At 62.9% G+C, this 10,401-nt stretch carries 11 protein-coding genes; 7 read left to right on the top strand and 4 right to left on the bottom strand.

The features are described 5' to 3' along the window. Positions 1–522: 522 nt before the first annotated feature. The 6 genes from BLR31_RS17175 (at position 523) to BLR31_RS17145 (ending at position 5,598) form a co-directional block, all read left to right on the top strand. The gene (locus tag BLR31_RS17175) at positions 523–1,110 is read left to right on the top strand and encodes a hypothetical protein (protein WP_090598195.1); all 588 of its coding nucleotides are present in this window, start codon (positions 523–525) and stop codon (positions 1,108–1,110) included. 361 nt (positions 1,111–1,471) lie between these two features. Continuing rightward, the gene (locus BLR31_RS17170) at positions 1,472–2,395 is read left to right on the top strand and encodes an ArdC family protein (RefSeq protein WP_090598192.1); all 924 of its coding nucleotides are present in this window, start codon (positions 1,472–1,474) and stop codon (positions 2,393–2,395) included. Between the two features lie 447 nt (positions 2,396–2,842). After that, complete coding sequence (locus BLR31_RS17160) at positions 2,843–3,154, top strand: DUF736 domain-containing protein (protein ID WP_090598207.1); 312 nt, start codon at positions 2,843–2,845, stop codon at positions 3,152–3,154. Between the two features lie 156 nt (positions 3,155–3,310). After that, positions 3,311–3,601 (top strand): hypothetical protein, encoded by a 291-nt coding sequence (locus BLR31_RS17155; RefSeq protein ID WP_090598187.1) that lies wholly within the window; start codon positions 3,311–3,313, stop codon positions 3,599–3,601. After that, positions 3,601–4,986 (top strand): Fic family protein, encoded by a 1,386-nt coding sequence (locus BLR31_RS17150; RefSeq protein ID WP_090598185.1) that lies wholly within the window; start codon positions 3,601–3,603, stop codon positions 4,984–4,986. Before BLR31_RS17155 ends, BLR31_RS17150 begins: the two co-directional genes overlap by 1 nt. 297 nt (positions 4,987–5,283) lie before the next feature. Next, entirely contained in the window at positions 5,284–5,598 is a 315-nt protein-coding gene (locus BLR31_RS17145; RefSeq protein WP_090598182.1) for a hypothetical protein, read from the top strand. Positions 5,599–5,713: 115 nt separating this feature from the next. Here the strand turns inward: BLR31_RS17145 and BLR31_RS17140 are convergent, their stop codons facing one another. After that, on the bottom strand, positions 5,714–6,811 hold the full coding sequence (locus tag BLR31_RS17140) for a hypothetical protein (protein ID WP_090598179.1): 1,098 nt from the start codon (positions 6,809–6,811) through the stop codon (positions 5,714–5,716). A gap of 500 nt (positions 6,812–7,311) precedes the next feature. Here BLR31_RS17140 and BLR31_RS21780 point away from each other — a divergent pair, with 500 nt between their 5' ends. Then, positions 7,312–7,458, top strand: a complete 147-nt coding sequence (locus BLR31_RS21780) for a hypothetical protein (protein WP_176762730.1) — start codon at positions 7,312–7,314, stop codon at positions 7,456–7,458. A 329-nt stretch (positions 7,459–7,787) separates the two neighbouring features. Here BLR31_RS21780 and traG read toward each other — a convergent pair whose 3' ends face one another. From traG to BLR31_RS17125, 3 genes are read right to left on the bottom strand one after another with little or no spacing between them, the layout of a single operon-like run. Beyond that, a complete protein-coding gene (gene traG, locus BLR31_RS17135; RefSeq protein ID WP_090598177.1) occupies positions 7,788–9,719 on the bottom strand; it encodes a Ti-type conjugative transfer system protein TraG in 1,932 nt (643 codons plus the stop codon). Further along, entirely contained in the window at positions 9,709–9,930 is a 222-nt protein-coding gene (gene traD / locus BLR31_RS17130) for a conjugal transfer protein TraD (RefSeq protein ID WP_090598175.1), read from the bottom strand. Before traD ends, traG begins: the two co-directional genes overlap by 11 nt. Next, positions 9,923–10,171 carry a TraC family protein gene (locus BLR31_RS17125; protein WP_090598173.1) on the bottom strand — a complete coding sequence of 83 codons (249 nt, stop codon included), beginning with the start codon at positions 10,169–10,171 and terminating at the stop codon, positions 9,923–9,925. The genes traD and BLR31_RS17125 overlap by 8 nt, the downstream gene beginning before the upstream one ends. Between the last annotated feature and the right edge of the window lie 230 nt (positions 10,172–10,401).

Raw genomic sequence — 10,401 nt, 5'->3', positions numbered from 1 at the left:
CCGGATATGGCAGGCCTCCGCGCGGCCTGATCCTTCCCCGCGCATCTCCACGCGCGATTCCTCGTGCCCTGACCTGCAATCGGGAGGGCAGCCCTGTCCGGGAGCGTGTGTGGCGGGCTGTGCGGGTAGCGGGGCAATATCCGGGTAGAGCCGCGCGGCGGCTGCCCGACCGTGCTGCCGTCGGAAGCGGATTGATCTGTCGCACTTCCTCGCGCGAGCCAATCTCATGGAACCATCCCCGTGCCGGTCTCCCCGGCGGGTTTGCTGCGGTCTGAACCGGCGGCTGGTCCCTTCAAGGCCGCTTTGCGCCGCGATGCGGCCGGAGCCCGCCGATCTCGACAAGGCCGGCCCGCGTTCCGCGCAGGGCTGTTAGCCCCGCTTGTCCGCAAGCCAACCTTGCTCGCCTGGCAGGCCCCGGACCCTGAAGCGTTCAGCTTCCGCCGGTTCTCTTTGACCGCACCCGCAGGGGAGACCGGCACGGGGCCGGATCGCCCGAAGGGCATCGCTAGAAAGGATTGCTTCATGTCCAGTTCAACCCGCTCCACCAAGGCCAAGGCTCGCGTCGTCCAACTCCGCAAGGGCACCACCCTCGAAATGGTGCGCCTGTGCTGCCCCGACGCCAACCAGGCCGCACTCATCTCCGAGAGTTTCGGGCTTGCCGTCCTCGACAGCGACGGTATCCGGGAGTTCCACGAGCGCACCCTGATCGAAAGCGCCGACGCCCTCTCCGAAGGCCTTTCCGACAAGGCCATGCAGATCCATCTCCAGCGGATCGTCGGTTCCTATGTCGGGTCCGCTTTCGGAGCGGGGCAGTTCTATTCCAAGGCCGTTACCGAGGCCAAGGACGCGACCGCCCGGCTCGCCAACGACATGCGCGACGAGGATCGCGACGGCCCGGTCGGGTTCGACAGCGCCGCCCAGCGCAAGCGCGAATTCGCCGCCGACATGGGGACCCAGGCTCACGCCCTGCGCATGGCGGCCGAGGGGGCGGTCGCGGCCTACGAGCACATCGTCGGCGAGAGCTGGAAGCCCTATGAGCGCCAGCCGGAAAATCCCGGCCAGACCGTCAGCCGGCAGGCCGCCGATCTCCAGATGGCAGCTCTCGGATAGCCGGTACGGGCGGGGCTTCGGCTCCGCCCTTTCCTTTCCGATTCTTCGTAGGCCGGACCCGATGGGTGCCGGCCCTTCTTTATGTCGCGGCTGACGCCGCTGGCGCGACCGGGACCGGAAGACGGAAGCAAACAGGGAGACCCATGGCGAGGCCGGCGCAATCGCGGCCGTCACGATCGATGGTCCTGCTCCGGTCCTCGTTCCGCGAAACGGCGATGCCGTCCTCCACTGCCGTTCCGGCCCGGCTGCGACGTCTCTCCTTCTTCCGATTGATCCTCCCGGGTTCGCGGACCTGCGGTCCTCTCGCGGGCGGACCTCGTGACGGCCGCGATCGGCGCGGCCTCGAATGGAGGTTCGAACCATGAACAGGAAAGACAGCAAACGCAGCGTCGACATCTACGCGAAGATCACCGACCGCATCGTCGCGGATCTGGAGAAAGGCGTTCGCCCATGGGTCAAGCCGTGGAGTGCTGCCAACACCGCCGGCCGCATCACGCGGCCCCTGCGCCACAACGGAACACCCTACCAGGGCATCAACATCATCCTGCTCTGGTCGGAGGCGGTCGCACGAGGGTTTGCCTCGCCGATATGGATGACGTTCAAACAATCTGTCGAACTTGGCGGGCATGTCCGAAAAGGCGAGACCGGCTCGACCGTCGTCTATGCCAGCCAGTTCACCAGGACCGAGACCGACAGCCAAGGCGATGAGGTCGAGCGCGGTATCCCGTTCCTCAAAGCCTATTCCGTCTTCAACGTTGACCAGATCGAGGGATTGCCGGACCACTATTATGGTGCGCCGCCGCCCGTGATCGATCCCGTCAAGCGCATCGCCCACGCCGATGCGTTCTTTGACGCGACCGGCGCCAGGGTCGTCTATGGCGGCGCCAGGGCATTCTATGCGCCATCGTACGACCACATCCAGCTCCCGGTTTTCGAGAGCTTCCGCGACGCGGAATCCTTCGTTGCCGTCAGGGCGCACGAGACCATCCACTGGACAGCTCCGGCCCACCGGGTCAACCGCGATCTTAGCCGTTACCACAAGGATCGGAGCGAGCGCAGCCGCGAGGAATTGATCGCCGAGCTGGGATCAGTGTTCCTCTGCGCCGATCTCGGCATCGTGCCGGAGCTCGAGCCGCGGCCGGACCACGCCAGCTACCTCGCGTCCTGGCTCGAGGTGCTCTCCAACGAGAAGCGTTTCATTTTCTCGGCCGCTGCGCATGCACAACGCGCAGCCACCTACCTGCACGATCTTCAGCCGGCGGCCAGGGTTGCGGAGGCAGCCTGATACGAAGACCCGACCGTTGCCGTTCGGGAACTCCGTCGTGGGCTGGTCATAACTGAAGGCTGGGATGGGGATGGGGCCTCGCCGCACGGGAATCCGGACGGTGATGCCGATGAAGCCCGTCTTCATTCCTGTTGTTTCTGCGACGGGCACGCCCACCTGCGTCCTCGATGTGGCTGGTCTGACCGAAGGGCGATCTCGCTGCGCTCGGTCTCGCTCTTGTCCCGCAACCGCCGGTCTCGACTTTCTTCCCCTGGCCAAACCACCCCACGCGACAAGTCGCGCGGGGGCCCGGGTTTCGCGGCCATTCCTCGCGGGGCAAGAAAGTCTCTCCCGGCCGCCCTCCATTTCATTCCGGCCCCTTCGGGGTGCGGGTCGACCGCCTCCAGTCTGTCGACCGCCATCGAGGTCGCGATGGTCGCGGCCCGAGAAATCAAAGGAATGAGACAAATGGCTACCATCGGCACCTTCACCTCGACCGGCAGCGGCTTCAGCGGCACGATCAAGACCCTCAACCTCAACGTCAAGGCCAAGCTGGTCCGCGTCGAGAACCCTTCCGACAAAGGTCCGCACTTCCGCATCTTCGCGGCGGCCAATGTCGAACTGGGCGCAGCCTGGCAGAAGACCTCCAACGAGGGCCGCGACTACCTCTCGGTCAAGCTGGACGATCCGAGCTTCCCCGCTCCGATCTACGCCACCCTGATCGAGGTGGAAGGCGAGGAAGGCCTTCAGCTGATCTGGTCCCGACCGAACCGGGACTGATCACGTCAGCCTGAAGGCCCCGCCGAAACGGCGGGGCCTTCAACTTGAAACCGCTGTCCGAGGCGATGCCCGGCCCCGGTGGTAAAAGGACCGCGCAGACTGGTTTTCGAGCCGAATTTCGGCTATACAAACGAGCAAGTTACAGGAGCCTGAAACATGACCGCAACGCTAATGGAAAGCCCCGCTGTCGCAGATCGCGCACATGCGTTGCGGCTTGCCAAACAGGTCATCAGAACCCTCGACCAGAAGCCGCTTGAGCTGATCGTCGAAGCGATGCTGACCGATGGTCACAAGGCCGCGCTTTCGGCAATGGCTGTGTCGCGGGATGAGCCGAACCTGTTCGAACAGTTCCTCGTCCTGTGTGAAGAGGCCGGGCTATTGAGTGGCGAGGATTGCGATCAGTTGGGCGATGCCTATGTCGAAGCAAGGCGTGCCCGTGCCGCGTGATGAGTGACCCCTATCTTTATCCGGGCACCACAGTCCTCATCAATCATTTCAACATCAGGGATCAGGCCAAACTCGATAGCAAGGAGCGTCGCGAGACCCTGAAGACGTTGAAGGGTCTTTACGACAATCCGGTCAAGGGCGAATTCGGCCTCGCGCACCTGCTGGAGATACACCGGCGCATCTTTGCGCCGGTGTATCCGTTCGCCGGCGAAATCCGCCGCATCGATATGGTCAAGGCCGAGGAGAAGCTGGGTGGCGGCAGCGTCGAATACGCGCCGTTCCATCTGGCGCGCCTCCAGGCCGAGCACCACCTGAAGCAACTCAATGGCCGCGACTGGTCGGGGCTCAGGGATCTGTCGCGGCCGCAGGACATGGCCGCTTTTGCAAGCATGATTGTCGACCTGTGGAAGATCCATCCGTTCCGGGAAGGCAATACGCGCACGACCATGACCTTCATGCACCAGTTTGCGGCGGCCAAGGGCTTCGCGCTGGACCGCGAGCTGATCCGCGCGAATGCTGAATACGTCCGTCATGCGCTGGTGGTCGGGACCCATGGTGAAACCCACTACCTGACACGCATCCTGACCGACGCACGCCAACGCGAACATGCGCGCGAGCAGGGCCAGGCGCGCATGGAGGCCCAAAGCCGGACCGACATTGGGCAAGCAGAGCGGGCTGTATTGCTTCCCGGCCGTACCCTCGCCCCGGCCGTTCCCAAGGCCGAGCTGCAAGAACGGCTCGCCGCTTCCGAAAGCGCCACCGAGGCGATGAAACGCCTTGTCACCACGGCAAAGACGGTATTTGCCGACTACCGGCCGGTGGTGGAAATCATCCAGAATGCCGCTCTTAACGGCGAGATCGGCAATCGGCAGGTGATTTCGGACTTACGGGACGCTCCAGAGCGGTTCGGGCCGCTTACCGGCAGGGACGCTATTCTTGCCAGCCGGCAGGAGCGGGAGGCACACCGGAAAGCGATCGCTGCACAGCCCAGCCTTCGCGGGTTCGCCGAGAGCTACCTCAAGATCGTGCATGGTATCCGGCAGACGATGCTGCAGCACCGTCATGACGAAGTGCGGCGGGCGAGCGTGGAGATCCCGCGGCCGAGCGTCGAACTCATGAGCGCGCTTGATCGAGGTGATGTGCTGTCGCCCGACCTCAAGGTCGAGTTGCGGCAGACCACGAGCGCATTCGAGCGCCGTTTCGGTGATGATCTGGCAGCATTGCGCTCGGGCAAGAACCTCGGTCCACTCGCCACCAGGCACAGCGTCGACGAGAAACAGCTCGAGGAAGCGAGAGGCGTGCTGAATTCGCTCGATCGGGCCCAGGCCCAGGAGCGCTCTAGGGCGCAATTACGGTCTCTCGATAGGCACGGCCCCACCCGATAGTTCCATGCCGCCTGGAGTGCGGCATTTCAGCTATGCTGGCATAGCGGGCTTCCTCGCTGTATGTCCGGTCGCCCAGGTATACCGGGACCGACGTCCGGCTTGTGGATGAGGTACGCGTCCTGGCTGGTGGGCATCGGTGCAAGGCGTAGCGCGCCGGACCGGAACGAGGCGATCCGTGCGGCCGAGGAGGCCGTCAGCGGATTCTTGTCGCAGTCCGGACTGGCCGATGCCGCTGCGGATTGACGCGGAGAATGTGTGGCGGCTCTATTCGGCGTTAGGCAAGGAAGGGAGGTCTGCATGTTCACCGGTGAATTCTGGACTGGTATCATCGGCGTAGTCGTCGGAGGCCTGCTGACCTTAATCGCCCAATACCTGAAACACCGATGGGACACTGCGGTCGCGACGGCACGCGACAAGGCCCGCAAGGACCTTCTGAAGGATATGCTGGACCATATGCCCACCGGCACGACTTGGCGGAAGAGATCCACAATGGCGAATGTGATCGGATGTTCGGAGGATGAGACCGCGCGCCTGCTCATCGAAATCGGGGCACGAGGGTCGGAGACTGACGCAGACCTTTGGGCCTACGTGAAGAAGAAGCCGCTTCGCTAGCTGTGAGCTTTTCAATAGGTTGTCCATCCGGCCCGGACCGGGAAAGCTGAGGCCGTGCCTATCGTCGTCGCGAGTGCGATCAAACCTATCGTTCCCCAGTCCATGGTTGCTTCCGTCAGAACCACTTCCGCCGGGGGGCGGCTTCCTCTGGTTCCTCAGCGAACCAGTCTGGATGCTGTGTCCGCATCCGTTCCTCGAATGCGCGGAAAAGGTTCGGCGCATCCATGTGCGACCCGGGGTCCGGAACCGACCATGCGACATCCGACAGCTTCTGCCTGTCCTCTGTGGTCCGCCACAGCATCTCGTTGTTGACGACGTAATGGAAGAAGAGTTCACCGTCCTTCTCGAGGTAGGTTGGCCACTTCGGGAAAGACTGAGGATTAAAGCTACTGTAGAAGGCGGCGCGGACGGCCGAATCGTCTGATGCCAGCTGTGATGCTGATGCCTTGTCGAGCCGTGCGACGTGAGTGCGCAGATACCAGGAACGCGACTGGCTGTGCCATGCCTTCGACTCATTCTCAGGATCGTCGATGCGCCAGCGCTCCAAGGCCTTCGATACATCGAGATCATGAGCTTCGGGCACCATGTTTTGTAGGAGCGCATCCAGCGTGCCTGCCCATTCCTGCGTGACGGGGACCGACTCGGCGAGCTTCCACGCTTCGTGGAAGACCTTCCGATAGCTGTAGTCGTCCCAACCGTCGAGGAACGCTGACTCGTATGGGGTCGCGAGGCGCTGGTTAGTCCCCGCCCATTGCAGCAGGTTCATCCACTGGTCATCGGTCGCTTTCTCGAAGACGCCTTCGCGGTTGAAGAGTGCCGAGAAGGCGTCGTCACCGATATTGGGGTTTGTCACCCAGGACTTCATCTCCTCTTGGGCATCCGACGATATCTTCCCGGCGATGTTGAAAGTCTCAGGGCCGCCACCAGACTCGTGGCATGCCCGCATCACGCATCGGTCGGCATGCCCCAGCCGAACATACAGAGCCTCTGCGACTTCGTCGGAGCGACCATACCTCGCAAGTCCGTAGTCGATGAGCGGATCATTACGGTCGAGCAGTACCTTCTCGTGGTCGCTGGCTTCTCCGATCCTGGAATAGCGATTGCGGTATAATCCTTTCGCAGGGGGCTGGTCTCGCAGCCATGCGTAAGCCATTTCCGGTGTGCAGACCTCAAAGAACCGGTTCTCGACGATGCCCTTGATGTGTTCGTGCATGCATCCCCTCAGTTCTGGCCCGAGATACTAACAGCGCCATGATTTCCGGCAATCTGTAGTTACCGATCGGGAGGATCCGCGTCGGAAATGGGCAAATCTCCCGATCGGTAGCTAGGGCCTGCTAGGTGCGACTTTTCAATCCAGCGAGTGTAGCGCCTGAAGAGCGCACCGAAACCCGGCTTCTGGAGTTCCCGCGGGCGTCCGACTTCCTGCGGTGCAACAGTGTATTCGATCCCGGGCCTGCCTAGACAGGCCAGCTGTAGGTTCCGCACGAAGCGGCTGACGTCACCGAAATAGTTCGGGTAGGTGTCCACCATCCTTTCGATCTTGTCGACTTCGACGAGGACGACCCTCTCCCTGCATTCTCCTGCCTCGATCGCCCTTTCGGCGACGGCGACCGCGCGTGGCGGACATGGTGTCCATCTAGGTCTTGACCGTATGGTCCGGCTGGCAGGACGTAGTAGTGACCTCTGTCGTGCAGGAAGTTCTCGGCGAAATGAGTGGCTGCCTTGAGGTTCTCAAGCGTTGCCGCCGCGCCGGTCGTTCAGGTCCTTCAGTTCGCGGATGCGCTCAGGGCGTTCGGGAACATCTTCCGGAAGGGGACACCCTTCCACATGCACGAACTCGACCGCGGCCAGCACGAATAACGGCAGCGAGTCAGTGCCACCCTTGCGGTGCTCTAAATCCTACTTGCGGTAGAGGATGACGGCATCGATGGCGGTCGCCCACGAGTGGTGGAGCCTGGTCCTGACCTGAAAGTGCGATCCGCCGCACGACATACGCGTCGTCCTGCCTGGTGCCCGGCTGGCCGACGTCAGGCGGCCAAGGACAGAGTCCCGTGCCGTCCCTGTTTTCCACCCCGCCGTCGGCGGGGCGAAGCGAAGCGGAGCAGGCGAGGGGGCTGAACGCGCTTCACAAATTGCGCCGAAGAGAAGCCCCCGAGCTTGTGGTAAACGGGGGCGGGACGGCTGCCGTTTTAGGATGCAGCCGCCTCCGTCTTCGGTTGGAAACTGCTCTTGCCGACAAGCGCGGCCATTTCCGGACGACGGAAGTAGATGGCGCGACCGCAACGGAGTGGCGGGTTGCCGCCGGTCAGGATGACCTGTTCATCGGCGCGCATCTGGGTGACTTCATGCGGCAGGATCAACGGGCGTTGCGAAAGCTGTTGCGAGCGGGTGCGGGACGAACCCATGTCGCGCGAGGTTCGGCTGACCTGGTTCACTTCCACCGTGGTCATGCCGCAGCGCTCGGAAATGTACTTCGCCGTTTCCGGATCATTGATCGCCGAGAACGACACCCAGGAGGCGGACTCGAACCATTTGCTGGTCGCATCACGCCCGCCAAAGGCTTCCCGCATCTGCCCGAGCGACTGGAACAGCATCAGGAGGGTGATGCCATATTTGCGGCCGGCGTCGCGGGCGGTTTCGATGATGCGCATGTAGCCGAGGCGGGCGGCCTCATCGAGCAGGAACAGGGCGCGCTCTTCGAGATCGCCATTGCGATTGTAGATCGCCTTGAGAAACGCTCCGATGATGACGCGGGCCATGCCGGGATGATTTTCCAAGGTGGACAGATCGACATTGATGAACACGGTCGTTCGCCCATTGGCGATGTCGTCGGTCCTGAAAGTGTTGCCCGACACGATCGCCGCGTAGCTGTCGTAGGAGAGCCAGTGCGTCTCCTTGGCGGCGGTCGCATAGACGCCGGAGAAGGTTTGCGGCGTCATGTTGATGAAAGGCGCGATGACCTCTTTGACGAAGCGGGAGGTCGAGCTTTGATAAAGATCGGCGAGCTTTTCCTTCAGCGTCTCCTCCGGCTCGGCCAGCCGCGCGCGGACGGTGCGCAGCGAGCGTTCGCGTTGCGTATCGTCGGGATCGGAGAGCATTACGTCGGCGATAACGCCGGTGATGAGCTGTTCGGCCGAGACGCGAAAGAAATCGTCGGCGCCGGACGTGACACGCGGCTTTTCCGACATCAGCCAGGCCGCCACGGAGGCGATGTCTTCCTCCGGCGCATTGCCGAAGCGGCCGATCCAGTCGAGCACGTTGAACCCTATGTCGGGTCGTTTCGGATCGAGAATGAGCACGTCCTGCCCATGCGCTTCGCGATGCGCGGCGACCATCGGCGCAATCTCCGTCGAGGGATCGAGAACGATCAGCGAGCCCTTGAACTTGAGCGCCGTCGGCACGACCACGGAGGTGGTCTTGTAGCCGCCGGAACCAGCGAAGACGATGCCGTGGGTCGAGCCGAAACCACAATCGAAGCAGACCAGCGGTGACTTTCCGCCCTTGCCCCAGGTCTCCTTGCGTCGCGGATCGAAGTTGACGCCAGCGACGGAATCTTCGTCGACCCTATAGCGTTCGCCGAGGACGATGCCGCCGCTTTCGGGAAAGAGACGAGCGAGCGTGGTGCTGTCCATCCAATGGCTATCACCATGGATGGCGCGACGGCCGGAGAGGCGTTTCGGACCTGTCGCTCCAAAGGCGGCATTGCCGCGCAGTGCAACCCGCAATCCGAACATGCCGGTGACGAAGGCCGTCGCCGCGCCGCCGATGGTATAGAGGTCGAGGAAGGAGAACAGCGTTCCTTCCGGCACCTGGCTGGCGAAGTCGGACAGGCGTTGCGTTTCCGAGATGGCTGCGAGCGCGACGGCGGCAAGCCCACCGATCAGGACGCCGAGGCCGGCCGACTGAATGGCAAGTGAGCCCTTGGCGGCAAAGAGGAAGATGACGCCGATCGCGGCCGCGGCGGCGTAGGGGACGGCTAGGCCGATGCGCCCGAGGGTCAGGTAGCTTTCCGGCGAAGTTCCAAAGGCGGCGAGCCAGGTCTCAATTCCCTGGAGTCCCAGCACGGCTCCCAACATCATCGCCGCCGGCGCTGCCAACAGCATCAGTTTCTTAGCTGTCATCTTCGAATATCGCCTTTCCGATTGCGGCCAATCGTGCGCGCTCTGTTGCGTCGCCGAGCCGCGCCGTCGCGTCGATGAGGGCGCCGAGAATGACGGCACGATCCTCGCTGCGAAGTCCCGCCTTCACGACGAGCCCACCGAGTTGGATCTTCTCGCGCGCATCCTTCTTTCGGGCTTCCGTTTGTGACGCCCGGTAGCGGCGTTCATGCATCAGAAGCGTCCGCTTGAGAGCGAGCAGCCGGCCCGGGCGCCTTCTGTGTCGTCCCCGCTTGAAATCGCCTTGCCATCTCTTCGAAGCCAGCGACCAGCTCAGTGTCGGACGCGTTCACGTCGCCCAATCCTGCCTTCAGCGCGAGCCGGCCGATGCGTTCGGCCTCTTTGGTTTCGGCAAGCTTCAGCTGCTCCTGCAGGCGTTCGATTTCTTCGCGGATACGGGAAGAGGGTCGTCTCATCGGCTTGGTTCTCCGGTTTCATGGATGGTCAATGCGATGCGGAGAGTCGCATTGGACGTGCGCGCAGCGCACCCTGCGAAAAACCACAGGTAGGCGAAGCCTACGCGTTGCGGGAAGAATCCCACCGTTCGGAAGAACGGTCCAAGGGCGCAGTAATACGTTGCAAGCAACGTTCCCGCGTTCGGCCCCAAAGGTTTGGGTCGTATGGGCCGCGCTCGACCGAACAGCAT

The sequence above is a fragment of the Pelagibacterium luteolum genome (assembly GCF_900100665.1).
Lineage (GTDB): Bacteria > Pseudomonadota > Alphaproteobacteria > Rhizobiales > Devosiaceae > Pelagibacterium > Pelagibacterium luteolum.
This window is presented reverse-complemented; position numbering and strand designations above follow the sequence as displayed.

Coding starts and splice junctions, on each gene's coding strand:
- BLR31_RS17175 (WP_090598195.1), top strand. CDS start 523: ATGTCCAGTTCAACCCGCTCCACCAAGGCCAAGGCTCGCGTCGTCCAA.
- BLR31_RS17170 (WP_090598192.1), top strand. CDS start 1,472: ATGAACAGGAAAGACAGCAAACGCAGCGTCGACATCTACGCGAAGATC.
- BLR31_RS17160 (WP_090598207.1), top strand. CDS start 2,843: ATGGCTACCATCGGCACCTTCACCTCGACCGGCAGCGGCTTCAGCGGC.
- BLR31_RS17155 (WP_090598187.1), top strand. CDS start 3,311: ATGACCGCAACGCTAATGGAAAGCCCCGCTGTCGCAGATCGCGCACAT.
- BLR31_RS17150 (WP_090598185.1), top strand. CDS start 3,601: ATGAGTGACCCCTATCTTTATCCGGGCACCACAGTCCTCATCAATCAT.
- BLR31_RS17145 (WP_090598182.1), top strand. CDS start 5,284: ATGTTCACCGGTGAATTCTGGACTGGTATCATCGGCGTAGTCGTCGGA.
- BLR31_RS17140 (WP_090598179.1), bottom strand. CDS start 6,811: ATGCACGAACACATCAAGGGCATCGTCGAGAACCGGTTCTTTGAGGTC.
- traG (WP_090598177.1), bottom strand. CDS start 9,719: ATGACAGCTAAGAAACTGATGCTGTTGGCAGCGCCGGCGGCGATGATG.
- traD (WP_090598175.1), bottom strand. CDS start 9,930: ATGCATGAACGCCGCTACCGGGCGTCACAAACGGAAGCCCGAAAGAAG.
- BLR31_RS17125 (WP_090598173.1), bottom strand. CDS start 10,171: ATGAGACGACCCTCTTCCCGTATCCGCGAAGAAATCGAACGCCTGCAG.